Genomic DNA, 25,692 nt, shown 5'->3' with positions numbered 1-25,692 from the left:
TTAGGGAGTTTGAATGAATTACTCAGTAAAGCGGTCAACAGTAGCCACAGTGGTGGGGCTTTCTACCCTGATGCTGTTGTCGGCCTGTTCAAGCGATCAGCGTTATAAGCGCCAGGTCAGCGGTGACGAATCTTATCTTGAAGCCAGTCAGTTAAGTGAACTGAAAGCGCCTGCCGGAATGATCCTGCCGGTTCAGCGTGGTGATTACGACGTGCCGCGCATCACCAGCCAGGCACCGACCGGCAAGCAGCTCGACATCCGTCCGCCAGCTCAGCCGCTGGCGCTCATGAACGGTACCCGCGCGCAGTTCACCAACAACACTGGCGCACTGATGATTGATAGCAATCGTGGTTCAGTCTGGCCACGCGTCGTCAGCGTCGTGCAGTCAAACAAATTCCCGATTGCCTCACGTAATGACGCTGGCCAGCAGCTGACGACCGACTGGGTGCAGTGGAACCGTGCTGATGAAGATCAGCAGTACCGTGGCCGCTACCAGATCAGCGTGCAGTCGCAGAGCTATCAGCAGCAGCTCACCGTGCGTCTGCTGGAGTTGCAGCAGGATGGTAAAACCATTACCTCACCTGTGCAGATCCAGCGTTACACCGCGCAGATGCTGAATGAACTCAGCACCGGTCTGGACAAGATTGATACCGCCAGTGAAAACGCGGCGGCGGGTCGCGTGAGTGGTGCCGTTGATGTGCAGAGCGGTGCAGATGATACCGGCCTGCCCATGCTGATCCTGCGTACGCCATACAACGTGGCATGGCAGCGTCTGCCAGATGCGATGAAACGCGTCGGGATGGAAGTGACCGATACCACCCGCTCTACCGGCAGCATGAAGGTGACCTACAAGTCACTGAGCAGCAGCGACTGGGATTCAGTGGGTGCGAAAGATCCGGAATTAGAAAACGGTGATTACAAAGTGCAGGTCGGTGATCTCGACAACCGCACCAGTCTGCAATTCATCGACCCGAAAGGGCATGTGCTGACCCAGTCGCAGAACGATGCGCTGGTGGCCGTGTTCCAGGCGGCGCTGAACAAATAAAGTTGCCTCAGGCCGGAGATTCTCCGGCCTTTTTATTTTGTTTTTGGCATAATAGCGCGCGGCGAAGTAAACGATTGCGTCAAGGCAATCGCCGCAGCGGCACTGGCCGCTGAACACCCGTTATTTCAAGTCTGGAGTGAACAAGATGCAAAAGCGAGCTGAGTTGTATCGCGGTAAAGCGAAAACCGTATACAGCACCGATAACCCGGATCTGCTGATACTCGAATTCCGCAACGATACGTCAGCAGGTGATGGCGCCCGAATTGAGCAGTTTGATCGCAAGGGAATGGTTAACAACAAGTTTAACCACTTCATCATGACCAAATTGCAGGAAGCGGGTATCCCGACCCAGATGGAAGCGCTGCTGTCCGATACCGAAGCGCTGGTGAAGAAGCTGGAGATGGTGCCGGTAGAGTGCGTGGTTCGTAACCGCGCCGCAGGCTCACTGGTAAAACGTCTGGGCGTGGAAGAGGGCATGGTGCTCAATCCGCCGCTGTTTGATCTTTTCCTCAAAGATGATGCAAAGCATGACCCGATGGTCAACGAATCCTACTGCGAAACCTTTGGCTGGGTCAGCAAACAGAACCTGGCGCGGATGCAGGAGCTGACTTTTAAAGCCAACGAGGTGCTGAGCAAGCTGTTCGACGATGCCGGTCTGATTCTGGTCGACTTCAAACTGGAGTTTGGTCTGTTTAACGGTGAAGTCACGCTGGGCGATGAGTTTTCGCCAGACGGTGCACGCCTGTGGGACAAAGAGACGCTGGATAAAATGGACAAAGACCGCTTCCGCCAGAGCCTCGGCGGCGTGGTCGAAGCCTATGAAGCCGTGGCACAGCGACTGGGCGTGAAACTCGACTGAGTTTGCCTGCAGCGTACAAAGAAAGCAGAAAGAAAGAGGAGAGCCCCGGCTCTCCTTTTTTCATTTTGGTGTAAAGCTGGTGATTGCTCCCTCACACAACTAAAATCATGCCATCTGAAAAAATGACTGAGGGAATACAGCATGCGCTGGCAAGGGCGTCGCGAAAGCGACAATGTAGAGGACCGTCGCGATCAATCATCCGGTTTAGGTGGCGGAGGCCGTCAGATTCGTCTGCCGCGCGGTAAAGGCGGTATTGTGCTGCTGATCGTGGTGGCTGTCGCGGGTTATTACGGTTACGACCTGACCGCACTGCTGACGGGTGGCGAAGTCGCACCGACCAGCCAGCAGCAACAGCGTAGCGTCAGCGCCAATGATGATGAGGCCGCTAAATTCACTAAGGTGATTCTGGCGACCACGGAAGATACGTGGGGCAAACTGTTCAAACAGATGAACAAACAGTATGTCGCGCCGAAGCTGGTGATGTATCGCGGTGCAACCCGCACCGGCTGCGGGACCGGACAGTCTGTGATGGGACCGTTTTACTGTCCTGCCGACCAGACCGTCTACATCGACCTCTCTTTCTATGACGAGATGAAAACCAAACTCGGCGCGGGCGGTGACTTCGCCCAGGGCTATGTCGTCGCGCATGAAGTGGGCCACCATGTTCAGAAACTACTGGGCATCGAACCGAAAGTGCGCGAAATGCAGCAGGGCGCCAGCCAGACGCAGGTCAATCAGCTTTCCGTGAAAATGGAACTGCAGGCAGACTGTTTTGCCGGTGTCTGGGGACACTACATGCAGCAGGAGAACATCCTTGAAGCGGGCGATCTGCAGGAAGCGCTGAATGCCGCTGAGGCAATTGGTGATGATCGCCTGCAGCAGAAAGGTCAGGGCCGCGTGGTGCCCGACAGCTTTACTCACGGTACTTCTGAGCAGCGCTATACCTGGTTCAAGCGCGGATTTGATGGTGGCGATCCAGGACAGTGCAACACCTTCGCCAGCAACTGATGATCGCAGAGCCGTTTATGCAACAGGCCGGTGTGCGTCGTCTGGCAGTGATCAGCGGCGACCCAGCCTGGTGCTTATCACGGGCTGCGGAGTGGCGTGAAGCGTTGCCAGGCGACTGGCTGGAGCTGAGCCCGGAGCCGCTCTTCTCTGCTTCCTCTGAAGTGTCAGACCTGCATAAAACGCCAGGCGCGGTTCGCACGCTGCTTGGCCGTGAATTTCATCATGCAATATTCGATGCCCGTCAGGGCTTTCATGCCGAGGCTTTCGCCGTGCTGGCTGGTACGCTCACCGCCGGTAGCTGGCTGCTGCTGCTGGTGCCGCCCTGGGATCAGTGGTCGCAACAGCCTGATACCGACAGCCTGCGCTGGGCGGACGTCGCTGAACCCATCCCAACACCTCATTTTGTTCACCACCTGCAACAGCTGATCCTGGCGGATGACCAGGTGCTGCTGGAGCGGCAGCATCAGCCTTGCCGTTTTCCGGCGCAGCGCGACTGGCCGCAGTGGTACTGTCAGGCTCCGCAGCAACAGCAGGCGATACTCGATCAGCTGATGACGCTGTCATCGGGTGTTGCCGTGCTGACCGCCGCCCGCGGACGGGGTAAATCTGCGCTGGCAGGGATGCTGGCCCGGCAGAATGGTCATTGTCTGGTCACTGCACCGGCCAAAGCTTCAACAGAGGTGCTGGCCACCTTTGCTGGTGAGCATTTTCAATTTATGGCACCCGATGCACTGCTGGCGCTGGAGACGCCGCCACCAGCGGAATGGCTGATTGTGGATGAAGCTGCGGCGATCCCGGCACCGCTGCTGCAGGCGCTGGTCAGCCGGTATCCCCGCGTGTTGCTGACTACCACCGTGCAGGGCTACGAAGGCAGCGGGCGTGGATTTATCCTTAAATTCTGTGCCGGACTTGCTGATGCACACTATTTCACGCTGGATGAGCCGCTGCGCTGGTCACGTTTCGATCCGCTGGAGCAGTGGCTGAATCAGGCGCTGCTGTTTGACGATGCCAGCGCGACTGTACCCGACTCCCCGGTAACGCCACATCGGGTTGAACGTCACGATTTCAGCACGCTGGAGGCCGCCTACCGTCTGCTGACCAGCGCGCACTACCGCACTTCGCCGCTGGATCTGCGCCGCCTGCTGGATGCGCCGGGTATGGAGTTGTGGCGGGCGGGCGAGGCACCCATGTTGCAGGGCGCGCTCTGGCTGGTGGAGGAGGGCGGTCTTGAACCTGACCTGGCGCAGGCGGTCTGGGCGGGCACCCGACGACCGCGCGGAAATCTGGTGGCACAGTCACTGGCAGCGCACGGCGGTCTGGCTGAAGCGGCAACCCTGCGCTCGCTACGGATCAGCCGCATTGCCGTGGCGGCTGAAATCCGTCGCCGGGGAACCGGCCAGCAGCTTGTTGCGGCGGCGGCCAGGGCGGCTGCCGATCACGACTATCTCTCCGTCAGCTTCGGCTACACTGAATCACTCTGGGCGTTCTGGCGCGCCTGTGGCTTTACCCTGGTGCGGATTGGCAGCCAGCGGGAAGCCAGCAGCGGCTGTTACGCGGCGATGGCTATCCTGCCCTGTTCTGCTGCAGGCCGGGTATTAGCGCGCCAGGCGGCAGCACAGCTGGCGCGTGACTGGCCACTGTTGCGCCAGCACATTGCGCTGGAGCTGCAGTTTGAAGAGGTCACGGATGACGGATTGACCGTGCAGGATATCCATCTTGCGGCCGGTTTTGCCTGGGCGCAGCGGCCATTCGAAGCGAGTCTGCCGGTGTTGCAGCGTCTGGTTGAGTCCAGTGCCGCGCCCGACCCGTTGCTGGCCGCCGCGGTTGCTGCACCTCATGCGCTAAGCGAGCTGGCCCGGCAGGCGGGCGTAAGCGGCCGCAAAGCGCTGATCGCTAAGCTGCGTCAGCAGGCGGCTTCAGCCCTCGAAAGCCTGGGCATTACGGCGGACTCGCTGCAGCGTCCGTTGAAATAATTCGACTATCTGCCTCAAATTATCCTCATATCATTTTGTTCCACGTGGCGTAGAGTGAACACAGGAGGTCAACATGACACTGAAATATGTAATCGTTCAACAGCCTGCCACCACAGCACAGCTGTTTCTGCTCTACCACGGCGTTGGCGATAACCCGGATTCAATGGGTGAGATTGGCAACTGGTTTGCGAAAACCTTTCCCGACGCGCTGGTAGTTTCCGTCGGCTCGCCTGGCACGGTTCGTCAGTGGTTTGGCGAAACTGACCTGCACGATCAGACTATCCAGCAGCGGGTTGATGCTGCGATGCCGCAGTTTGTTGAGTCTGTGCGGCACTGGCAAAAAAAGAGCGGCGTGCGGCCGGAAGCGACAGCCTTAGTCGGCTTTTCGCAGGGCGGCAGTATGGTGCTGGAAGGGGTCAAAGCGTATCCGAATCTGGCGGGCCGGGCAGTGGTGTTTAATGGCCGGTTTATTACCCTGCCAGAGAAGGCCAGTACCCGCACCACGATTCACCTGATCCACGGTGATTATGATGAGCAGATCCCGCTGCACCATGCCCGGGAGGCAGAACAGCGGCTGACCGCCTGCGGTGGCGACGTCACGCTGGATATCGTTGACGATCTGGCGCACGCCATCGATCACCGCAGCATGGAACTGGCGCTGAATCATCTGCGTTATACGGTGCCAAAACGCTACTTCGATGAGGCGTTAAGCGGCGCAAAACCCGGTGATGATGATGTTATCGCAATGATGTAAAAAAGCCCCTGCATTGCAGGGGCTTTTTCATTTACTTCTTCTTCGGCCAGTTGTCGTCGTCATCCCATTTATCGTTGAAATCACGATGCGGCGGCAGGTCCGGTTTATTATCCATAAATTTTTTGTGATCGATGCGTTTCAGATCTTTATAAACGTTCATCAGCACGCCAACCATCAGCAGGATCACCAGGATCCACCAGTAATCTTTAATAAATTCCATTTGCTGCTCCTTAAAACCGCCGTCAGGCGATCAGTTGTTCCATGATGCGTTGGTACATCCGGCTCAGCATCTGCAGGTCGGAGGCTTTCACACACTCATTGATTTTATGAATGGTGGCATTCACCGGACCCAGTTCCACCACCTGCGCGCCCATCCGGGCAATAAAGCGGCCATCGGAGGTCCCGCCGGTGGTCAGCAGCTGCGGCTTAATTTCATTATAGTGCGCTACAGCTTTCACGACGGCATCAACCAGCTTACCGCGCGTGGTCAGGAAGGGCTGACCCGAAAGTTTCCACTCGATGGTGTAACGCAACTGGTGACGATCCAGCAGCTCTGCGACCCGCTGGCGAATCATCTCATCGGTGAGTTCGGTGCTGAAGCGGAAGTTAAACTGCACAAACAGCTCGCCGGGGATCACGTTATTACTGCCGGTGCCCGCCTGAACGTTGGCAATCTGCATACTGGTGGCCGGGAAAAACTCATTTCCCTGATCCCACTCTGTCGCGACCAGTTCAGTCAGTGCTGGCATCGCCCGGTGAACCGGATTATCCGCCAGATGCGGATAGGCGACGTGGCCCTGCACGCCATGCACCGTCAGATTGGCGGTGATTGAGCCACGGCGGCCGTTCTTCACCACGTCACCGACGACTTCGGTGCTGGACGGCTCTCCGACCAGACAATAGTCGAGCCGTTCGCGGCGCGCCATCAGCCGTTCAACGACTTTAACTGTGCCGTTGGCCCCGCTGGCCTCTTCATCAGAGGTAATCATAAAGGCGAGTCGCCCTCTGTGATTGGGACGCACCGCCACAAAACGTTCAGCAGCTACCACCATGGCCGCCAACGAGCCTTTCATGTCGGCCGCACCGCGGCCAAACAGCATGCCATCGCGGATCGTCGGTTCAAATGGCGGATTAATCCAGCGACTGGCATCGCCAGCCGGCACCACATCGGTGTGACCGGCAAACGCCAGCGTTTCACCTTCGCCACGGGTGGCCCAGAAATTCAGGGTGTCGTCGATGTTCATCGTTTCAATCTTGAAGCCAATAGCTTCAAGACGGGCGATTAGCAGAGCCTGACATCCGGCATCATCGGGGCTGAGAGAGGGGCGACGAATAAGCTGCTGCGTCAGCTCAATGACCGGGCAAAACATATTATGACTTCTCCTGGATAGCATTCTGATAGGTGGCTTCGCTGAAACCGGCGAGCAGGGAGCCATCCGGGGCGCGCAACAGCGGACGCTTAATCATAGCGGGATGCGCCAGCATCAGCGCTTTGGCGCTGCTGGCATCGGTCACCGCTTCACGGTCAGCTTCGGGCAGTTTACGCCAGGTGGTGCCGCGGGTGTTAAGCAGGGCTTCGTAGCCCAGCGCATCAATAAACGCCTGCAGCAGGGCATCGCTCAGGCCGTCAGCACGGTAGTCGTGAAAGTGATACTCAACGCCTGCGTCTGTTAAAAAGCGCCGGGCTTTTTTTATGGTGTCGCAATTTTTAATCCCGAACATCACCCACTGCGTGCTCATTGCCCGATCCTTATTGTCCTGTGAGAAGAAAGCTGAAAAAGCAGCCAAAGCGGGAGTTTACCATAGTGTGATCCGTTGAGGCATCTGCACGGGCGCGGTAATCGGTCCGGATAGCCTGCACGGCGTACCGTCATTTCGCCCCAGGTAAACGCTATCAATTTCGCTGGCAATTATTACCCTGCTTATCAATAAGTGCTTAAGAATTTCGCCATGTAGATAAAATAGTCTACCGTTAGGCTTATAATAAATTATCTTCAATGAGGTTAAGGGGTTGCTGAAATGTGCGTCAGCTTCCAGAATCAGCAACATTCATGTTTTTGTGAGGCTTGCCGATAGATATAACAGGTGTAAACGTATTCACCTGATTAAAAAAAGAGCGTAATATTGCCAGCACAATAAGAGAGGGCATTATGATTGACACCGAAATGGGAACCTGGAAAGAATTTATCGAAGCGATGTTACGCAACAAGTAACACGCTAAGAAAAAAGCAGGACTATCCCGCTTGCTGGAATTCTTAACACACACATAAATAAGGCGGTCACTGAAATCAGTGACCGCTTTTTATTTGCCGCTAGTCCTGCGGCTTCTCTTTGAGCGGGAAGCGACGGCGGACCAGCACAAAGAACAGCGGGACAAAAAAGATCGCCAGCAGCGTAGCGGAGATCATCCCACCCATCACGCCGGTTCCCACCGCGTGCTGACTGCCGGAGCCTGCGCCGCTGCTGATTGCCATCGGCAGCACCCCGAAGATAAAGGCCAGCGAGGTCATCAGAATCGGCCGCAGACGCTGACGCGACGCCTCCAGCGTGGACTCCACCAGTTCCCGTCCACGGCTGTTAATCTCGTTAGCAAATTCCACAATCAGGATGGCGTTTTTGGCGGATAGCCCGACCACCGTCAGCAGGCCAACCTGGAAATAGACATCATTCTCCAGCCCACGCATCCAGGTGGCGATCAGCGCGCCCACCACCCCCAGCGGCACTACCAGCATCACCGAGAACGGGATCGACCAGCTCTCATACAGCGCGGCCAGGCAGAGGAACACCACCAGCAGCGAAATGGCGTAAAGCGCCGGTGCCTGCGAACCGGAGAGCCGCTCCTGATAAGAGGCTCCGGTCCACTGGAACCCGACGCCCAGCGGCAGGGCATTCACCAGCTTTTCCATCTCATCCATCGCCGTGCCGCTGCTGACGCCATTGGCCGCTTCGCCAACAATCTCCAGCGATGAATAGCCGTTGTAGCGTTCAAGTCGCGGCGATCCGGTCTCCCAGCGACTGGTGGCAAACGCGGAGAAGGGCACCATTTTGCCGCTGCTGTTTCGCACATACCATTTGTTGACGTCATCCGGCAGCATGCGGAATTCGGCGGCGGCCTGCACATAGACCTTTTTCACCCGACCCCGATCCAGGAAGTCGTTCACATAGGTAGAGCCCCAGGCCGTGGTCAGCGTGTCGTTGATGGTATCCAGCGACACGCCCAGCGCCTGCGCTTTGCGGGCATCCACATCAATCTGCAGCTGCGGGCTGTCATCCAGTCCATTGTGCCGGACCCGTGACAGTGACTTATCGTTGTCCGCCATCTCCAGCAGCTTGTCGCGCATCGCCATCAGTTGGGTATGACCGATACCGGCGTGATCCTGCAGTTCCATGTCAAAGCCGGAGCTGCTGCCCATACCGGTGATAGCAGGCGGACTGCTGGCAATCACCCGGCCCTCTTTGATCTTCTGAAACGCCTTCGTTGCGCGATCGATAATGGCGAACGAGGTGCGATCGGCACCGGGCCGTGCTTCCCAGTCTTTCAGCCGCACAAACAGACGTGCCACGTTCTGTCCATTACCGCCCGGACCTGCGCCAATGGTGGAGAAGACCGACAGCACGTTGGCCTTCTCCTGGGTGAGATAATAGTTTTCGACTTTGGCTACCACGCTGGCCGTCTGCTCAAGCGTCGCGCCTGCCGGAAGCTGAACCTGAGTCAGGAAGACGCCGCGATCTTCCAGCGGCAGAAACGACGTCGGCAGGCGCAGAAACAGAAACGCCATCAGGCCGATAATACCGAGATAGAGCAGCAGCCAGCGGCCACCTGTGCGCAGGATGCCCGCTACGCCGCGCTCGTAGCGGTCAGCGTTGTGATTAAAGTGACGGTTGAACCAGCCGAAGAAACCGCGACGCTCATGCTGCTCGCCCTGTGGCGCCGGTTTTAACAACGTGGCACACAGCGCGGGCGTCAGGATCATCGCCACCAGCACCGACAGCACCATCGCCGAGACAATGGTGATCGAGAACTGGCGGTAGATGGCGCCGACGGTACCGCCGAAAAACGCCATCGGCACAAACACCGCAGAGAGCACCAGCGCGATCCCTACCAGCGCGCCCTGAATCTGGCCCATCGATTTTCGTGTGGCGGCACGCGGCGAAAGTCCCTCTTCATGCATGATACGTTCAACGTTTTCCACCACCACGATGGCATCATCCACCAGCAGCCCGATGGCCAGCACCATGGCAAACATGGTCAGGGTATTAATGCTGAAGCCGAAGGCATAGAGCACGCTGAAGGTGCCGAACAGCACCACCGGCACTGCGATGGTCGGAATCAGGGTGGCGCGGAAGTTCTGCATAAACAGATACATCACGCCGAAGACCAGCACGATCGCCTCCAGCAGCGTCTTCACCACATCGGTGATCGACGCTTTAACGAACGGCGAGGTTTCATAGGCGATTTTCGCTTCCAGCCCGTGCGGGAAGTAGTGCGACAGCTCCTCAATGCGCGCCCGCACCAGCTTATCGGTGTTCATCTCGTTGGCACCGGATGCAAGCTTCACGCCCAGGCCTGACGCGGGCTGGCCGTTGTAGCGGCTCAGATAATCATACTTCTCCGCGCCCAGCGCCACGGTGGCGACATCGCCCAGCGTCACTACAGAACCGTCGGGATTGTTCTTCAGCGTAATGGCCCGGAACTGCTCGGGAGTCTGCAGCATCGACTGGGCGTTGACCGTGGCGTTCAGTGCCTGCTTCTGCACCGATGGCAGGCCACCGACCTGACCCACGGCAACCTGAGTGTTCTGCGACTGAATGGCACTGACCACATCGTCGGTGGTCAGCGCGTAAGCAATCAGTTTGTTGGGATCGAGCCAGATGCGCATCGCATATTGCGAGCCGTAAGCGTCAACCTGGCCGACGCCATCAATACGGCTCAGCGGGTCCTGAATATTACTGGCGACATAGTCTGAAATATCCTGCTTATCCATGCTGCCGTCAGTCGAGACGAACGCCACCATCAGAATATTGCTGTCACCGGTTTTATTGACTGTCACGCCCTGCGACTGCACCGCCTGCGGCAACTTACGCAGCGCGGACTGCAACTGGTTCTGAACCTGCTGACGGGCTTCGTCGGGATTGGTCCCGGCAGTAAAGGTGAGGGTGATTTGCGCCTGGCCGGTGTTGCTGCTGTTCGAGGACATGTACATCAGATTATCGATGCCGGTCATGTTCTGCTCGATCACCTGGGTGACGGTGTTTTCCAGCGTCTCGGCGGATGCGCCGGGATAGTTAGCGGTGATGCGCACATTGGGCGGTGCCAGGTCGGGATACTGTTCAACAGGCAGCGAAATAATCGAAAGCGTGCCGCACAGGCACAGCAGAATCGCCAGCACCCAGGCAAAGATGGGGCGGTCGATAAAGAAATTCGACATTAAATCGACACTCCTCAGGACTTATTATTATAGGTCAGGCCCACCGGCAACGGGCGCACAGGCAGAAAGAACGGAGGGGCTTTGCCACGATTCTCCGCCGCCTTTCACTTTACGTGCGGCAGCGGGGGAAATCGTGGAGAAAATGAGGAGAAAATGTAAATTCGTTGGCTATTTGCGGCTTTCGAGCCACATCACCGTGGCGGCGACTCGGGAGCGGACATCCAGCTTGCGCAGCAGGTTGCGGATATGCACTTTTACTGTCTCTTCAGAGATATGCAGAATCCCGGCGATCTCTTTGTTCGACAGGCCGCGCGCCACCTCCTGCAGCACATCCCGCTCGCGCTCGGTGAGCTGACGCAGAGGATCGGCGCTGTGCTGACGATTATCCAGATAGCTGGCGACGCCTTCACTGAAGACTCTCTCACCCCGTGATGCCTGCAGGATATGTCCCAGCAGGATCTCCGGCTCGCTGTCCTTGAGCAGATAGCCATCGGCACCGGCATCCACCATGGCGAAAATATCACTGCGGGTGTCGGAGACGGTCAGCACCAGAATGCGCGAGCTAATCCCTTCGTGGCGCAGCGCCTTAAGCGTATCCAGTCCGGACATCCCTTTCATATTCAGGTCGAGCAGAATGATGTCCGGTTCCTGACGGCGGGCCTCCGCCAGCGCTTCGGTGCCATTGTTGGCCTCGGCGATAACTTCCAGCCGGGGATCCAGCGCAAGTAGCTGACGCACGCCGCGCCGCATCAGCGGGTGATCATCCACAATCATCAAGGTTAATGCCGACTGTTGCATATTTTCTCCGTTTATCGGTTCAGACTGTGGTGGGGCAGAGCCTGCTGTCTGCAGCCGATGGATTGTTTAAATTGATTGAAATCAGGGCTGGCTAATTACGCCAGCTGCCGTGCCGGTTGCGGAGGAAAGCGCAGCTCCACCCGCGTGCCCCGTTGCTGTGCGTGAATGGTCAGATTGCCGCTCAGGCGCTGGGCACGTTCAGCCATAATGGTCAGGCCATAATGACCCGGCGGTTCGTCAGTGCTGTTGATGCCCACACCGTCATCCGTAACCGTCAGTAAGTGCTCACCTTGCTCACTGTGCTGATAGTCCACGCGGATAACCTGCGCGCTGGCGTGACGAACCGCATTCAGCAGCGCCTCACGGGCGATCTGTAACACATGCACCTGCTGTTGCGCCTCCAGACTCTGCAGGCCGGTCTGATAGTTAAACTGTATCTCTGCGCTGCTCTTTTCCTGTAACGAGGCGATCATTGCCTGCATCGCCGCCACGAGATCCGCCTGTTCGATGGTCAGACGGAAGGTGGTCAGCAGTTCGCGCAGCTGGCGGTAGGCATCAGCCAGTGCCTGATCGAAGTCAGCGATAATGGTGTGGGCGGCACTGTCTTCTTTATCCACAGTGCGGCGCAACAGGGTCAGCTGAATGCGTAAAAAAGAGAGCGACTGCGCCAGCGAGTCGTGTAATTCCCGGGCAATGGTGGCGCGCTCTTCCATGACCAGCATCTGTTGATACTGCTGCTGCGCCTGCCAGATCCAGATCGCGCGTCCCAGCATCGCCGCCAGGCTACGCATCATCTCATCCGGCGGAGTGGCGCCCGCTTTCTGCCAGCGAAGTTCACCAATCTGCTGATCATCCTGCTGTAACGGCTGACGTTGCCACTCACCGGCAGTCTTTTCATCACCGGCGCGGAACCGGAACTGGTCGCTGTCGAGCCGGATCGCCGTCAGCTTTTCGCGCGTCAGTACATTGGTCAGTACCGCTTCAAACAACGCCGGATGCAGCGGGCTGGCGGTCAGCATCTGAGAGCTGTCATAGAGCAGTGACAGCGTGCGGTTCGCCTGGGTTAAATCTTCTGTTTTTTCGCGAACCGTGCTTTCCAGCAGCTGGTAGTGGGAATGCAGACGGGCCGCCATGCCGCTGAAAGCGTGCGACAGCACCTGCAGCTCATTCTGCTGCTCAACGTGCAGCGGCGGAAACGCAAAGTTGCCGCTCTCGACGTAGCGACTGGCCGTGACCAGCGCATTCAGTGGTCGCACGACCTTCAGTCGGGTAAAGCGAATTGTCATCAGAGCCAGCGCCACAATCGCAATGACACCCACCAGGCTGCTGGCGGCCACCAGATGCATTTTCAGTTCGGTGTAACGCTGCAAACCCAGCACAAAGCGATCGATTTCACCGACATATATCGGCACCTGCTGCTGGTACGCCACGCTATCGCCCTGTTGAAACTGCTGCTGCAGGGCAGGCCAGGCGGCGCGCAGTCGCTGGTAGCGAACGCTCACTTCACGTGGCACCCAGGGCCGATCCAGCTTCTGCAGCACCGGCGCATCCAGCGTTTGCTGATAGAGCGCGAAATGGTGCGCCAGGTTTTGCGGCTGACGACTCGCATCCCAGGCCATGCGATAGCTTTGCATGCGTAGTGAACCCGCCAGATTGATCGCCTCGGCGTCGCGCTGACTGCTGAGGAGCGTGACTAAGGCCAGGCCGGTGGTGAGCAGCGACAGCAGGACAATGGCGCTGAGCGCCTGAGCGATGCTTTGTGTAACGGAACGTTTTACGATCACATGAATGGCCCTGTTCAGAGTGCGGGAATTATAAGAGCGCAGTAACGTAACGCAAATGATCCATCTCCTGTTTATCGCACAGGACGTAACACATCGCACACAAAATGACCGCGACTGACAGTTCCCAGGATGCGCTACGGTTTTACGGTTAAAAAAGGGACAGTTTTACATCGGCCCGATGTTGCTTTTCATTGCAGCGTTAATAATCCATTCAGTCATCAGCTCAACCCTCTCAGATTAAGGAGCATCCCATGAAAAAGCTGAATGCTGTACTGGCGGGTGCCTTACTGGCTACCGCCTCATTTGCCACTTTCGCCGCCGCGCCCGTCGATCAGTCGCAGGCGCAGGGTATGCAGAGCATCGGCAGCGTGTCGGTCTCTGGCGTTCGCGGATCACTGGACGATGCAAATCGTCAGTTGTCGCAAAAAGCGGAAGAGATGGGCGCCAGCCATTACCGTGTTATCGGTGTCGATAATCCAGGCGATTCCAGCCTGTGGAGTGGCACCGCAGAGATTTATCGCTAACCCAGCCCTCCTGTTTCCATCCCTGTAGCTTTTACCGGCCTGAAAATGGCCGGTTTTTTTGTTTTTGTGCATCAGGATGGATTCTTACAAATCAGCCTGTGCATCTGCCCGGTATATTTTGCTTCGTTCTTGCAGAACGGGTAGGATTCATCGCCGTAAATTCCCGCGTTGCCCGGCACTCACTCACGGGCAAAGGCACAGAGGAAAATCCCCCATTTTGCAGGACGTTACGTCCGCATTGGGGAGACGACGACTGATGGTCCGGACAAACAGGAATGCTATGAAATCTAAAAAGAAAACCCCAAGTGAGATGCGCGCTGCGAAACGCCGCTGGCTGAACTCTCATGATGCTGGCTACCAGAAAGCGATGGGTAACCGTCATGTACAGATGATTGCGATCGGCGGTGCCATCGGCACCGGTTTGTTCCTGGGTGCAGGTGGCCGTCTGCAGGCTGCTGGCCCCGCCTTAGCCATCATCTATCTGGTGTGTGGCATCTTCTCCTTTTTCATTCTGCGTGCACTGGGCGAACTGGTTTTACACCGTCCCAGCAGCGGTAGTTTCGTTTCCTACGCCCGTGAGTTCCTGGGTGAGAAAGCCTCCTACGTGGCGGGCTGGATGTACTTCGTTAACTGGGCAATGACCGGTATCGTCGATATCACCGCCGTTGCGCTCTACATGCACTACTGGGGCGCGTTTGGTGATGTGCCACAGTGGGTGTTTGCCCTGGGCGCGCTGGCGATAGTCGGCACCATGAACATGATCGGCGTTAAGTGGTTTGCCGAGATGGAGTTCTGGTTTGCGCTGGTGAAAGTGCTGGCGATTGTGATCTTCCTGGTGGTGGGCGTGGTGTTCCTTGGCACCGGCAAACCGCTGGATGGTAACAGCACCGGCTTCCATCTGATCACCGATAACGGTGGCATGTTCCCGCATGGCTTACTGCCCGCGCTGGTGTTGATTCAGGGTGTGGTGTTCGCCTTTGCCTCTATCGAACTGGTGGGTACGGCGGCCGGCGAATGTAAAGACCCGAAAACCATGCTGCCGAAAGCGATCAACAGCGTGATCTGGCGTATCGGCCTGTTCTACGTTGGCTCAGTGGTCCTGCTGGTGCTGCTGCTGCCATGGAACGCCTATCAGGCGGGTCAGAGTCCGTTCGTGACCTTCTTCTCGAAGCTGGGCGTGCCATACGTCGGCAGCATCATGAACATCGTAGTCCTGAGTGCGGCGCTCTCCAGCCTGAACTCCGGCCTCTACTCGACCGGACGTATTCTGCGCTCCATGTCGATGGGGGGCTCGGCACCGAAATTCATGTCGAAGATGAACAGTCAGCAGGTGCCTTATGCCGGTATTCTGGTGACCATCGCCGTTTATGTGATTGGCGTAGTCCTTAACTACTATGTGCCTTCTCAGGTGTTTGAGATCGTCCTGAACGTCGCCTCGCTGGGTATCATCTCCTCCTGGGCCTTTATCGTGGTGTGCCAGCTGCGTCTGCGCAAAGCGATTAAAGAGGGCAAGGCGGATGATGTCAGCTTCAAGCTGCCAGGCGCACCGTTTACCTCATGGCTGACGCTGCTGTTCCTGTTCAGCGTGCTGGTGCTGATGGCGTTTGATTACCCGAACGGGACTTACACCATCGCCTCGATTCCGCTGATTGCGGTGTTGCTGGTGCTGGGATGGTTTGGCGTGCGTAAGCGTGTTCACGCCGTCGCGCAGACCGAACAGGATCATCACGAAGAGGAACCTCAGCCGACCCGACTGGCTGACGACACCTCACGCTGATAAGTTCTGCCGCAATCAGGCCAGCCTCCGGGCTGGCTTTTTTTTGCCCGGAAATCGACATGTTACGACGCGAATTAGGATAGTTTTCCCGCCGGCTTGCCCCTATGATGAACGACTCCCTTTATGCGGTAGCGGAGTCTCCATGTCGTTTAAGATCAATATCATCAAAGATAAGCTCCTGTCTGAAAACTGGTTTGTGCTGCGTAACTACACCTATGACATCACCGATCGCCGTGGCGAGGTTATCCGCCATAAACGCGAAGTCTACGATCGCGGAAACGGGGCGACCATCCTGCTTTATAACCGTGAAAAGAACAGCGTGGTCCTGACGCGCCAGTTCCGCATTGCTACTTATGTCAACGGCAACGATGGCGGCATGTTAATCGAAGCCTGCGCAGGCTTGCTGGACGACGACTCCCCGGAAGATTGCATCCGTAAAGAGGCGATTGAAGAGACCGGTTATGCGGTGGGCGAGGTGGAGAAACTCTATGCCTGCTATATGTCGCCGGGCGGCGTGACCGAACTCATCCACTTTTTCGCTGCGGTTTATAATGAATCGCTGCGTGACAACGCAGGCGGTGGCGTCGAAGATGAGTCAATCGATGTGCTGGAACTGAGTTTCCCGGATGCGCTGGCGATGGTCGCCGACGGCCGCATTCGCGACGGCAAAACCATTATGCTGTTACAGCATGCGCAGATTGCGGGCTGGCTGAAGCCATAGATAACTGTGCCGTGAAGCCAGTTGCCGCGCGACAGCGTTGAAAGTGGAAGGGCGAGTCTTCAGTTTATGCACGCTTTTTAAGCAGTTAACTGCGCTTTTTGCACAGGTTCACAGAATGCGAACCCTGTCAGGCCCGTTGATGCGCTATCCTCTCCACTCTGGGTATTCGGGGATCGATCTTCTTAATGTCGTATTGGATGAAATCGCTGTGGCTGTTGCCGTCTCTGTGGATTGCCTGTGTTCAGGCGGAACCGTTGCAAAAGTCATTCAACGACTGGCAAATCACCTGCAACAACGAAGCCTTTTGCGTGGCGCGCAATATTCCGGGCGACAAAGGGCTGGTGATGACGATTTCGCGTCATGCGGGCGTCAACGATCGCCCCTTGCTGCGAATCGACTATGGCAGCGCTTACAGCGGCGCGCTGCCTGGCGGTCCGCTTCAGGATAACCTGCTGCTCGACCAGCGCCGCCTGAAACCCGACCTCAAACACTGGACGGTCGAACCCCATCATCTCGCCACCAGCAATGCCATCGCCATTGATGAGTTTCTTGATCTGGTGATGGAGGCGAAAACCCTGCAGCTCACCTTTGATGCCAATGCGCTGATCTCCCTGCGCGGCATGAAAGCCGCGCTGCTGCTGATGGATGACATCCAGGGACGCGTCAACAGCATGAGCGCGTGGATCAAGCGTGGCGACCGCGCCAGCTGGGACGTTCCGCCGCCGCCTGCGCTGCCGCCCTTGCCGCCTGCTGTTGAGCCACCCGCGGCACTGACGCGCGATGAAACCAGCGGATTAATTGATTACGGCACCTGGCGGGTCAATACCGACTCCTGCTCACTCGATCCGCTGCGTCGTGAAGTCAGCGTTGCGCCACTCACCGACCAGCGCGCGCTGCTGCTGGTGAGTTGTGAAATGGGGGCTTATAACGTCATCGATCTGGCGTTTGAAGTGACGCGCAGTCAGCCTTACGTGGCGCGCGGCATCACCTTAACGCTGCCGTTTACGCCGCCGGGTGCAGGCGATCGACAGCTTGAGCTGATTAACGCGGAATATGATGCGGCCAGCGGCCAGCTCTACACCTTTGGTAAAGGACGTGGATTAGGTGACTGTGGCAGGGCCACTCGCTGGCAGTTTGATGGCACGCGTTTTGTGTTAGCGGAGTATGCGGAAGAGTCGACCTGTGACGCCTGGCACAGCAGTGATGACTGGCCAACCCTGTGGGTCAGCCAGTCTGACGGTGGCGTACAGCAGCGTTAAGGAATAGCCTGCACCATCATGGGTGAGCCAAGCTGGTTGCCGACCAGTTCGGCCAGCATATTGTTCACGCCGTCGCTCATTGGCGTGAAGCGGGTCAGCGGCGAGCGCGTCACCACCACAAATACGCCCACATTATGCTGCGGCACCATCGCCATATAGGTGATGAATCCGCCGCCGCCACCGGTTTTCTGAATGATGCCAGGGCGACCATTTTTCGGCCCCATAAAGACCCAGCCCATACCCAGCGCATCCGCTTTACCCGGCACATCCATGCCTTCGACTTTGTTCAGCTGATCGCGACGATAAATCAGCGTCTGCAGCCGGTCGATCTGTGGCGTGCGATGGTTCACCGACGAGTTCAGGAACTGCTGCATCCAGCGGCCCATATCATCCGGCGTGGAGTACACACCGCCGCTGCCAATCGCCGCCAGCGTGTTGTTGCAGGGACTGGCCCCTTTCTCCGCCACCATCAGGCGTCCACACTGCTCAGGCGACGGCGTAAAAGTAGTGTCTTTCATGCCGAGCGGACGGGTAATCAGCTGCTGAAACAGCGACGGATAAGGTGTACCAGCGGCGCGCGACAATGCATCGCTCAGCAGATCGTAGCCCAGGTTGGAGTAGGCGGCACTGCTGCCCGGCGCTGCTTTAAGGTTAGCGCGCGCCAGCCACGCCCAGCGTTCACCTTTCGTCGGCCAGACGAACACCGGACGCTGCGCTTTGCCGCCTGGCTGTTCACGCGGCAGTCCGCTGGTGTGGGTTGAGAGATTAATCAGGCGAATCGGCTGACCATTGTAAGTCGGCACGCGTGCGCCCGGCGGTGCATATTTACTCAGGGGATCGTCGAGGCGAATCTGTCCACGCTCAGCCATCTTCACCATCACTTCACTGGTCATCAGCTTACTCAGCGAGGCGATGCGAATCAGCGAATCTTTCTGCGGACGAACATTGTTGCCGGGACGGGTTTCACCGAAGCTGGCGAACACCCGCTGATTGCCATCAATCGCTACCAGCGCCATGCCGGTTGCACCGCTGCCATAAAAGATATGTTCCGCATAGCGATCAACAATCTGAGAGGCCAGCAGGGGATCGGGCGCGACCTGCGCCATGCTTTTTAAAGGAAGCAGTGAAACCATCAGGGCCAGTAAATAGGGTGTGCGCATGTTCAACGGAAGTGGCTTCGCTATAAATATCGGAAGAAATCTGCCTTCACTCATCGGGATGCACTCGCTCGCTGAGCCGCGTTATCCCGGCAGGAACATCAGCAGGAACAGACGGACAGCCCGTGCACAGGCAGCATTAAGTATGACGGCTCTATAGTAATCAGTTTGCGCGGGGCGGGAAGAGGGGAATAGAGAAATTTTTCTGATTCAGGCTATAAGATGAAATGGCCCTTCCCGGTGAGCCGGGAAGGGCAGAGGCATTAAACTGGCTTGAGTAATGCTTCAGCGTGGCTGACGATATTCTCTACCGTGAAGCCAAACTCGGCGAACAGCTGACTGGCCGGCGCTGACTCACCAAAGGTGGTCATACCGACAATCGCGCCATCCAGACCGACATACTTGAACCAGTAGTCAGCGATACCCGCTTCGACTGCCACGCGCGCTTTCACGCCGCTCGGCAGCACAGATTCGCGGTAAGCCGCATCCTGCGCATCGAACAGGTCAGTTGAAGGCAGTGACACTACCCGCACCTTGTGGCCGCCTGAGGTCAGCTTCTCCGCTGCACCCAGAGTGATCTCAATCTCTGAACCGGTCGCGATCAGAATCACTTCTGGTGTGCCGTCGCAATCCTTCAGCACGTAGCCGCCGCGCTTAATGTTTTCGATCTGCTCCGGGGTACGTTCCGGCTGCAGCAGGTTCTGACGGGAGAGGATCAGCGCAGTAGGGCCGTGATGGCGTTCGACAGCGGCTTTCCACGCCACAGCCGTTTCCACCTGGTCGCATGGACGCCATACGCTCATGTTTGGCGTCAGACGCAGGCTGGCGATCTGCTCAACCGGCTGGTGCGTCGGGCCATCTTCGCCCAGACCGATGGAGTCATGGGTGTAGACCATAATCTGACGCGCCTTCATCAGCGCTGCCATACGCGCGGCGTTTCGCGCATATTCGACAAACATCAGGAAGGTTGCGGTGTAAGGAACGAAACCGCCGTGGTGCGCGATACCGTTACCAATCGCCGTCATACCAAATTCACGCACGCCGTAGTGAATGTAGTTACCGGCCGGATCCTCTTTGATCGACTTAGAGCCTGACCAGATGGTGAGGTTACTCGGTGCCAGGTCAGCTGAACCGCCCAGGAATTCCGGCAGCATTTTGCCGTAGGCTTCCAGTGAGTTCTGAGACGCCTTACGGCTGGCGATTTTCTGCGGGTTAGCCTGCAACTCCTGGATGAAACGGTTCGCTTCCGTTTCCCATGTGGCAGGCATTTCGCCATTCATACGGCGCTCATACTCTTTTGCCAGCTCAGGATGGGCCTGCTTGTAAGCCGCAAATTTCGCATCCCAGGCTTTTTCGCGTTCGGCACCCGCTGCTTTGGCATCCCACTGCTGATAGATTTCAGCCGGGATTTCAAACGCCGGATAGTTCCAGCCGAGCTGCTTACGGGTCAGGGCAACTTCGGCCTCACCCAGCGCCGCGCCGTGCGACTCCTCTTTACCGGCTTTGTTCGGTGAACCGAAACCGATAATGGTCCGGCAGATAATCAGTGAAGGCTTATCGGTGACGCTCTGCGCTTCTTTGATCGCTTCACGAATGGCATCGGCGTCATGTCCGTCGATGTCGCCAATCACATGCCAGTTGTAGGACTCAAAGCGTTTATGCGTGTCGTCGGTAAACCAGCCTTCGGTCTCGCCATCGATAGAGATGCCATTATGGTCGTAGAAGCCGATCAGTTTGCCGAGACCCAGGGTGCCCGCCAGTGAACAGACTTCGTGCGAGATCCCTTCCATCAGACAGCCATCGCCCATAAACACATAGGTGTGGTGATCAACGATTTCATGGTCCGGACGGTTAAACTGCGCGGCCAGCGTGCGTTCTGCAATCGCCAGACCCACGGCATTTGCCAGTCCCTGACCCAGCGGGCCGGTCGTGGTTTCTACGCCAGGCGTGTAGCCGATTTCCGGGTGACCCGGCGTTTTAGAATGCAGCTGACGGAAATTTTTCAGCTCTTCAATGGGCAGGTCATAACCGCTGAGGTGCAGCAGGCTATAAAGCAGCATCGAGCCGTGGCCGTTGGAGAGGATAAAGCGGTCGCGATCAAGCCAGGCGGGATTGGTCGGATTGTGCTGGAGGAAGTCGCGCCACAACACTTCGGCGATATCGGCCATACCCATCGGCGCACCGGGGTGACCTGAGTTTGCCTTCTGAACTGCATCCATGCTTAGTGCACGAATCGCGTTTGCCAACTCTCTGCGTGAGGACATAAAGTTCTCCCTTAGTTATGCATCAGGGCGGGAAAGTCCCGCCCGACTAAAATGAAGACTACAGGCGTGCGGCGAGCACATCTTCCAGCTTCTGCTGGTCAACCGCGAACTGGCGGATGCCGTCTGAGAGTTTTTCAACTGCCATCGGATCCTGGTTATGTTCCCAGCGGAATTCCGCTTCAGAGAGCGGCGACGGCTGATGGAAGCCTTCGGTGGATGGCTCCAGCTTGCGCTCCAGCGGCGCATCGCTGTTCTGCAACTCTTCCAGCAGGTTCGGCGACAGCGTCAGGCGATCGCAGCCAGCCAGTGCCACAATCTGCTCCACTTTACGGAAGCTGGCGCCCATGATGACGGTGCTGTAACGATGCTTTTTGTAGTAATCGTAGATGCGACGCACAGACTTCACGCCTGGATCTTCATCCGCCACATAGGGTTCCATTGGCTTGCGTGAGTTGTACCAGTCGTAGATGCGGCCCACGAACGGGGAGATCAGGAACACACCCGCTTCGGCACAGGCACGCGCCTGGGCAAAGGAGAACAGCAGTGTCAGGTTGCACTTGATGCCATTCTTTTCCAGTTCTTCCGCTGCGCGGATGCCTTCCCAGGTCGAGGCCAGCTTGATCAGTACGCGCGAGCGGTCGATGCCGTGCTCTTCGTACATGCGAATCAGTTTTTCTGCTTTGGTGACACACATGCCACGATCGAAGGAGAGGCGCGCATCCACTTCGGTCGAAACACGGCCCGGTATGCTTTTCAGGATTTCCATACCGAGGTTGATCGCCACTTTGTCGCTGGCATTAATAATCTGCGTCTCTTTGCTGCCGCCCTGTTTTTTGGCGTACTCAATCGCGTCATCCATCAGGTGTTTATACCCTTCGAGACCGGACGCTTTCAGAATGAGTGAGGGGTTGGTGGTGGCATCTTCCGGGTGGTAATTACGAATCGATTCGATATCGCCACTGTCCGCCACCACTGTGGTGAACTGTTTTAGGGCTTCTAACTGGTTCATCTCTAAACTCCTTGAAAAGAAAAATGAAAGCGAACAGGGAGCACCTCAGGCCTCGCAGCCGGTCTGTGGCATGTTCTGCTACCGGTGACGCGAACCCATAACATTGCAACAGAGACTTTCTGATGGAAATGCGGTTTCTCTGATTGTTGCGCTGCGAGGCGGTGCGAAGGAGCCGTCATGCGGTATTTACCGTGGGGTGCGCCATATTCCATCCATAAGCATAGCAGTCAGGAGGAATGACGCAGGCCACACTGTAGCAATCTGTGCCCTGTAAAAAAGAAGAGGCCGATCAGGCGAGAGGTAAGCGCAGCGCGGGTTGTGGCCCACGCCGCAGAGGCAGAAACAATCAGACGGGCAGGTTCAGCCAGTTTTTCACCGGCAGGAAATCGCGGTAGAGGGCCGCTTCAGGCGAGTCAGGATCAGGCTGATAATCATATTCCCAGCGCACCAGCGGCGGCATCGACATCAGGATCGATTCCGTGCGGCCACCGGTCTGCAGGCCAAACAGGGTGCCGCGGTCCCACACCAGATTAAACTCCACATAGCGACCACGACGGTAGAGCTGGAACTGGCGCTCACGATCGCCCCACGGATGATCTTTCCGACGCGCCACAATCGGCCGATAGGCGTCGATAAAGCCACGGCCCACCGCCTGCATAAAGCTGAAGCTCTGCTCAAAGTCGGGCGTATTGAGATCGTCAAAAAACAGGCCGCCAATGCCGCGCTGCTCATCCCGATGCTTCAGATAGAAGTAGTCATCACACCATTTTTTATAGCGCGGATAGACATCCTCGCCAAAGGGCTGACAGATATTCGCTGCGGTCTGATGCCAGTGCAGCGCATCTTCTTCGAAGCCATAAAAAGGGGTCAGGTCAAACCCGCCGCCAAACCACCATACCGGATCGGCACCCGGTTTCTCGGCGATAAAAAAGCGCACGTTGGCGTGGCTGGTGGGCACATAGGGGTTGTTCGGGTGGATCACCAGCGACACGCCCATCGCCTCAAAGCTGCGACCCGCCAGTTCTGGCCGGTGTGCGGTAGCCGATGCCGGCATCTGATCGCCATGCACATGCGAAAAGTTGACGCCCGCCTGCTCAAACACCGTGCCGTTGCGCAGGACGCGGCTCTGACCGCCGCCGCCGCCAGGGCGCTGCCAGCTATCTTCGGCAAACTGTGCGCCGCCATCTTCCGCTGCCAGTTGGTTACAAATCTCATCCTGCAATGCCAGCAGGAATGCTTTTACGCGTGAAATATCAGCCATCTTTTCGCTTATCGTTTGTCAAAGTCTGACGCGATTATACGCAAAACCGCGCCGCTTGCATGAGTGCGGCACGCCGCCCGGCGGAAACCCGCTTCGCGCATCAGGCGTTGCGGCGGTCAAACTCATCAAAGTAATTGACGATGCCGCTGGCAATCGCAGAGGCAATTTTCTGGCGAAACGCGGTGGTGCCGAGCAGCTGCTCTTCGCGCGGATTGGTAATAAAGGAGGTCTCGACCAGCACTGAGGGAATCGACGGTGACTTGAGCACCGCGAAGGCCGCCTGCTCGGTGTGCTGGCTGTGCAGATGATGCACGGGGCGGATCTGGTCCAGCACGTGCTTGCCCAGCGTCAGGCTGTTTTTGATGGTATCGGTCTGCACCAGGTCAAACAGGATCTGCTGCAGATAGTGATCCTGCTGTTGCGCTTTCACGCCGCCGAGTTTGTCTGCATCGTTCTCGCGCTGTGACAGATAACGCGCCATTGAGCTGCTGGCACCCCGGTTAGAAAGCGCAAACACCGACGCTCCGCTGGCATCAGGGCTGGTAAAGCCGTCGGCATGGATCGACATAAAGAGATCGGCGCCGTGCTGATGAGCGATCTCGACCCGCTGATAGAGCGGAATAAAGTGGTCACTGTCGCGGGTCAGGCGTACTTCAATGCGTGGGTGGCTCTGCAACTGGCGCTGCACGTTGCCAGCAATCTCCAGCACGATGTGTTTCTCTTCAGACCCCTCTTCGCCAACGGCACCGGAGTCGATGCCACCGTGGCCGGGATCGATCATCACGATACGTTTGCCATTTTTCGCTGGCGGAGCAGGGCGCGTATGACGATTTGCCCCGGTAAGGGCGTTTTCTTTAGCCTGAACCGCGCGCGGCGATAAAATGGCCAGAGCCAGCCCGGAAAGCAGTAACTGGCGACGATGAATCAAACGTTTAAGCAGGTGCATGTGCGGGTCCGGTAACAGGAATCTTGCCGGTGTTATAGCCTAAGCCTCTGCTGGCTGCGATCACAGAAACATTTCAGGGCATTACTTTGTATTGCAGGTCGCGAACAGAAAATTTGCGCTTTTTTATTTGTCGCCCGTCATGGAGGGTTGCGTGCAGCAGAGAATGCGTGATAATCAGCAAATTGTGCTTATTTGCAGGTAAAGACGATGGAAATCCGCGCCTTCCGCCAGGAAGATTTTGAAGAAGTGATCACCTTATGGGAACGTTGCGATTTGTTACGGCCATGGAACGATCCGGAGCTGGATATCGAACGCAAAATGAATCACGACCCCGATCTCTTTCTGGTTGCCGAAGTGGGCGGCGTGGTCGTCGGTACGCTGATGGGCGGGTACGATGGTCATCGCGGCGCGGCGTATTATCTGGCTGTACATCCTGACTATCAGGGACGCGGCTTTGCGAATGCGCTGATGAACCGTCTGGAGAAGAAGCTGATCGCGCGTGGCTGTCCGAAACTGCATCTGATGATTCGTGAAGAGAACGATCAGGTGGTGGCGTTCTATGAGAAGCTCGATTATGAGCCGGTCGATGCGCTGTTGTTTGGTAAACGTCTGATTGAAGACCGTGAATACTAATCCGTTGTCTGGCTATCAGCCGGATGAGTATGACGCCAGAGGGCAGCTACGGCTGCCGTTTCTTTTTTGGCTGATCCTGTTACTTCAGGCGCGCACCTGGCTGCTGCTGGTGATGGCCGGGGCGTCACGGCAGCAGGGCAACGATCTGCTGGCGCTGTTCTATCCGGATCGCCAGGCGTTCTGGGTTGGTCTGGCGCTGGGTTTACCGGCGCTGGCGGGCCTGCTGCTGACCGGGTATCGCACGCGCCTGCCGCGACTCTGGCAATCCTGGCGCAGCGTACTGGCGCTGTCGCTGCTGATCAACCTGCTCTGGCAGGGCTGGCAATTTATGCAGGGCGATTTGCTCAGCTCACCGCTGCCCTTGCTGCTGACGCTGTTCGACCTGCTGGCGCTGATCTGGCTGCAGTTCAATCGCCGTTGCCGCGACTGCTTTCTGCCTGAACATCATCTCAACTAAACTTTTTGTCGCTTTGCGACTCCAATCAGTTCCG

The 25,692-nt window shown here is 57.2% G+C and carries 22 protein-coding genes; 11 read left to right on the top strand and 11 right to left on the bottom strand.

Features of this window, described 5'->3' with window-relative positions; translation table 11 throughout:
- Positions 1 to 13: 13 nt before the first annotated feature.
- The 5 genes from bamC (at position 14) to ypfH (ending at position 5,639) form a co-directional block, all read left to right on the top strand.
- On the top strand, positions 14 to 1,045 hold the full coding sequence (gene bamC, locus ACN1CO_RS09990; RefSeq protein ID WP_419138801.1) for an outer membrane protein assembly factor BamC: 1,032 nt from the start codon (positions 14 to 16) through the stop codon (positions 1,043 to 1,045).
- Between the two features lie 145 nt (positions 1,046 to 1,190).
- Positions 1,191 to 1,904, top strand: coding sequence for a phosphoribosylaminoimidazolesuccinocarboxamide synthase (gene purC, locus ACN1CO_RS09985; RefSeq protein ID WP_419138800.1), 714 nt, complete (start codon positions 1,191 to 1,193; stop codon positions 1,902 to 1,904).
- Between the two features lie 141 nt (positions 1,905 to 2,045).
- Positions 2,046 to 2,912, top strand: coding sequence for a neutral zinc metallopeptidase (locus tag ACN1CO_RS09980; RefSeq protein ID WP_090958789.1), 867 nt, complete (start codon positions 2,046 to 2,048; stop codon positions 2,910 to 2,912).
- Positions 2,912 to 4,885 (top strand): tRNA(Met) cytidine acetyltransferase TmcA, encoded by a 1,974-nt coding sequence (locus ACN1CO_RS09975; protein WP_419139013.1) that lies wholly within the window; start codon positions 2,912 to 2,914, stop codon positions 4,883 to 4,885. The genes ACN1CO_RS09980 and ACN1CO_RS09975 overlap by 1 nt, the downstream gene beginning before the upstream one ends.
- Before the next feature lie 73 nt (positions 4,886 to 4,958).
- The gene (ypfH, locus tag ACN1CO_RS09970) at positions 4,959 to 5,639 is read left to right on the top strand and encodes an esterase (protein WP_419138799.1); all 681 of its coding nucleotides are present in this window, start codon (positions 4,959 to 4,961) and stop codon (positions 5,637 to 5,639) included.
- Between the two features lie 31 nt (positions 5,640 to 5,670).
- On the opposite strand, the gene ACN1CO_RS09965 is transcribed toward ypfH, so the two are convergent.
- The 6 genes from ACN1CO_RS09965 to narQ all read right to left on the bottom strand — a co-directional run bounded on the left by ACN1CO_RS09965 (position 5,671) and on the right by narQ (position 13,650).
- On the bottom strand, positions 5,671 to 5,859 hold the full coding sequence (locus ACN1CO_RS09965; RefSeq protein WP_003848800.1) for a YpfN family protein: 189 nt from the start codon (positions 5,857 to 5,859) through the stop codon (positions 5,671 to 5,673).
- Positions 5,860 to 5,881: 22 nt separating this feature from the next.
- Complete coding sequence (gene dapE / locus ACN1CO_RS09960) at positions 5,882 to 7,009, bottom strand: succinyl-diaminopimelate desuccinylase (protein ID WP_419138798.1); 1,128 nt, start codon at positions 7,007 to 7,009, stop codon at positions 5,882 to 5,884.
- A 1-nt stretch (position 7,010) separates the two neighbouring features.
- Positions 7,011 to 7,379 (bottom strand): ArsC family reductase, encoded by a 369-nt coding sequence (locus ACN1CO_RS09955; protein ID WP_419138797.1) that lies wholly within the window; start codon positions 7,377 to 7,379, stop codon positions 7,011 to 7,013.
- Positions 7,380 to 7,951: 572 nt separating this feature from the next.
- Positions 7,952 to 11,068, bottom strand: coding sequence for a multidrug efflux RND transporter permease AcrD (gene acrD / locus ACN1CO_RS09950; RefSeq protein WP_419138796.1), 3,117 nt, complete (start codon positions 11,066 to 11,068; stop codon positions 7,952 to 7,954).
- 168 nt (positions 11,069 to 11,236) lie between these two features.
- Positions 11,237 to 11,866: a response regulator gene (locus tag ACN1CO_RS09945; RefSeq protein ID WP_419138795.1), complete on the bottom strand. Its 630-nt coding sequence runs from the start codon at positions 11,864 to 11,866 to the stop codon at positions 11,237 to 11,239.
- Positions 11,867 to 11,961: 95 nt separating this feature from the next.
- A complete protein-coding gene (gene narQ, locus ACN1CO_RS09940) occupies positions 11,962 to 13,650 on the bottom strand; it encodes a nitrate/nitrite two-component system sensor histidine kinase NarQ (RefSeq protein WP_419138794.1) in 1,689 nt (562 codons plus the stop codon).
- A gap of 251 nt (positions 13,651 to 13,901) precedes the next feature.
- Here narQ and ACN1CO_RS09935 point away from each other — a divergent pair, with 251 nt between their 5' ends.
- The 4 genes from ACN1CO_RS09935 (at position 13,902) to ACN1CO_RS09920 (ending at position 17,931) form a co-directional block, all read left to right on the top strand.
- A complete protein-coding gene (locus ACN1CO_RS09935; RefSeq protein WP_136196800.1) occupies positions 13,902 to 14,174 on the top strand; it encodes a DUF1471 domain-containing protein in 273 nt (90 codons plus the stop codon).
- 280 nt (positions 14,175 to 14,454) lie between these two features.
- Entirely contained in the window at positions 14,455 to 15,951 is a 1,497-nt protein-coding gene (gene ansP / locus ACN1CO_RS09930) for an L-asparagine permease (protein WP_419138793.1), read from the top strand.
- Positions 15,952 to 16,093: 142 nt separating this feature from the next.
- Complete coding sequence (nudK, locus tag ACN1CO_RS09925; protein ID WP_136196802.1) at positions 16,094 to 16,672, top strand: GDP-mannose pyrophosphatase NudK; 579 nt, start codon at positions 16,094 to 16,096, stop codon at positions 16,670 to 16,672.
- A 185-nt stretch (positions 16,673 to 16,857) separates the two neighbouring features.
- Positions 16,858 to 17,931 (top strand): DUF1176 domain-containing protein, encoded by a 1,074-nt coding sequence (locus tag ACN1CO_RS09920; protein WP_419138792.1) that lies wholly within the window; start codon positions 16,858 to 16,860, stop codon positions 17,929 to 17,931.
- On the opposite strand, the gene ampH is transcribed toward ACN1CO_RS09920, so the two are convergent.
- The 5 genes from ampH to amiA form a co-directional block, all read right to left on the bottom strand.
- Complete coding sequence (gene ampH, locus ACN1CO_RS09915) at positions 17,928 to 19,091, bottom strand: D-alanyl-D-alanine-carboxypeptidase/endopeptidase AmpH (RefSeq protein ID WP_419138791.1); 1,164 nt, start codon at positions 19,089 to 19,091, stop codon at positions 17,928 to 17,930. The genes ACN1CO_RS09920 and ampH overlap by 4 nt on opposite strands.
- Positions 19,092 to 19,351: 260 nt before the next feature.
- Positions 19,352 to 21,352, bottom strand: a complete 2,001-nt coding sequence (tkt, locus tag ACN1CO_RS09910) for a transketolase (protein WP_419138790.1) — start codon at positions 21,350 to 21,352, stop codon at positions 19,352 to 19,354.
- 58 nt (positions 21,353 to 21,410) lie between these two features.
- The gene (tal, locus tag ACN1CO_RS09905) at positions 21,411 to 22,361 is read right to left on the bottom strand and encodes a transaldolase (protein WP_090958850.1); all 951 of its coding nucleotides are present in this window, start codon (positions 22,359 to 22,361) and stop codon (positions 21,411 to 21,413) included.
- A gap of 346 nt (positions 22,362 to 22,707) precedes the next feature.
- Positions 22,708 to 23,622, bottom strand: a complete 915-nt coding sequence (gene hemF / locus ACN1CO_RS09900; RefSeq protein WP_419138789.1) for an oxygen-dependent coproporphyrinogen oxidase — start codon at positions 23,620 to 23,622, stop codon at positions 22,708 to 22,710.
- 100 nt (positions 23,623 to 23,722) lie between these two features.
- On the bottom strand, positions 23,723 to 24,568 hold the full coding sequence (gene amiA, locus ACN1CO_RS09895; protein ID WP_419138788.1) for an N-acetylmuramoyl-L-alanine amidase AmiA: 846 nt from the start codon (positions 24,566 to 24,568) through the stop codon (positions 23,723 to 23,725).
- A gap of 207 nt (positions 24,569 to 24,775) precedes the next feature.
- On the opposite strand from amiA, the gene ACN1CO_RS09890 reads away from it, so the two are divergent.
- Together ACN1CO_RS09890 and ACN1CO_RS09885 are read left to right on the top strand one after the other, a co-directional pair.
- Positions 24,776 to 25,201, top strand: a complete 426-nt coding sequence (locus tag ACN1CO_RS09890) for a GNAT family acetyltransferase (protein WP_003848834.1) — start codon at positions 24,776 to 24,778, stop codon at positions 25,199 to 25,201.
- Complete coding sequence (locus ACN1CO_RS09885) at positions 25,191 to 25,658, top strand: DUF2919 family protein (protein WP_419138787.1); 468 nt, start codon at positions 25,191 to 25,193, stop codon at positions 25,656 to 25,658. The genes ACN1CO_RS09890 and ACN1CO_RS09885 overlap by 11 nt, the downstream gene beginning before the upstream one ends.
- The last annotated feature ends 34 nt before the right edge of the window (positions 25,659 to 25,692 follow it).

Origin of the sequence: Pantoea sp. R13S299, assembly GCF_048515925.1 — a bacterium.
Lineage (GTDB): Bacteria > Pseudomonadota > Gammaproteobacteria > Enterobacterales > Enterobacteriaceae > Pantoea.
The sequence above is the reverse complement of the archived record's forward strand: the minus strand, read 5'-3'. Positions and strand labels throughout refer to the sequence as shown.

Coding starts and splice junctions, on each gene's coding strand:
- bamC (WP_419138801.1), top strand. CDS start 14: ATGAATTACTCAGTAAAGCGGTCAACAGTAGCCACAGTGGTGGGGCTT.
- purC (WP_419138800.1), top strand. CDS start 1,191: ATGCAAAAGCGAGCTGAGTTGTATCGCGGTAAAGCGAAAACCGTATAC.
- ACN1CO_RS09980 (WP_090958789.1), top strand. CDS start 2,046: ATGCGCTGGCAAGGGCGTCGCGAAAGCGACAATGTAGAGGACCGTCGC.
- ACN1CO_RS09975 (WP_419139013.1), top strand. CDS start 2,912: ATGATCGCAGAGCCGTTTATGCAACAGGCCGGTGTGCGTCGTCTGGCA.
- ypfH (WP_419138799.1), top strand. CDS start 4,959: ATGACACTGAAATATGTAATCGTTCAACAGCCTGCCACCACAGCACAG.
- ACN1CO_RS09965 (WP_003848800.1), bottom strand. CDS start 5,859: ATGGAATTTATTAAAGATTACTGGTGGATCCTGGTGATCCTGCTGATG.
- dapE (WP_419138798.1), bottom strand. CDS start 7,009: ATGTTTTGCCCGGTCATTGAGCTGACGCAGCAGCTTATTCGTCGCCCC.
- ACN1CO_RS09955 (WP_419138797.1), bottom strand. CDS start 7,379: ATGAGCACGCAGTGGGTGATGTTCGGGATTAAAAATTGCGACACCATA.
- acrD (WP_419138796.1), bottom strand. CDS start 11,068: ATGTCGAATTTCTTTATCGACCGCCCCATCTTTGCCTGGGTGCTGGCG.
- ACN1CO_RS09945 (WP_419138795.1), bottom strand. CDS start 11,866: ATGCAACAGTCGGCATTAACCTTGATGATTGTGGATGATCACCCGCTG.
- ACN1CO_RS09935 (WP_136196800.1), top strand. CDS start 13,902: ATGAAAAAGCTGAATGCTGTACTGGCGGGTGCCTTACTGGCTACCGCC.
- ansP (WP_419138793.1), top strand. CDS start 14,455: ATGAAATCTAAAAAGAAAACCCCAAGTGAGATGCGCGCTGCGAAACGC.
- nudK (WP_136196802.1), top strand. CDS start 16,094: ATGTCGTTTAAGATCAATATCATCAAAGATAAGCTCCTGTCTGAAAAC.
- ACN1CO_RS09920 (WP_419138792.1), top strand. CDS start 16,858: ATGTCGTATTGGATGAAATCGCTGTGGCTGTTGCCGTCTCTGTGGATT.
- ampH (WP_419138791.1), bottom strand. CDS start 19,091: ATGCGCACACCCTATTTACTGGCCCTGATGGTTTCACTGCTTCCTTTA.
- tkt (WP_419138790.1), bottom strand. CDS start 21,352: ATGTCCTCACGCAGAGAGTTGGCAAACGCGATTCGTGCACTAAGCATG.
- tal (WP_090958850.1), bottom strand. CDS start 22,361: ATGAACCAGTTAGAAGCCCTAAAACAGTTCACCACAGTGGTGGCGGAC.
- hemF (WP_419138789.1), bottom strand. CDS start 23,622: ATGGCTGATATTTCACGCGTAAAAGCATTCCTGCTGGCATTGCAGGAT.
- amiA (WP_419138788.1), bottom strand. CDS start 24,568: ATGCACCTGCTTAAACGTTTGATTCATCGTCGCCAGTTACTGCTTTCC.
- ACN1CO_RS09890 (WP_003848834.1), top strand. CDS start 24,776: ATGGAAATCCGCGCCTTCCGCCAGGAAGATTTTGAAGAAGTGATCACC.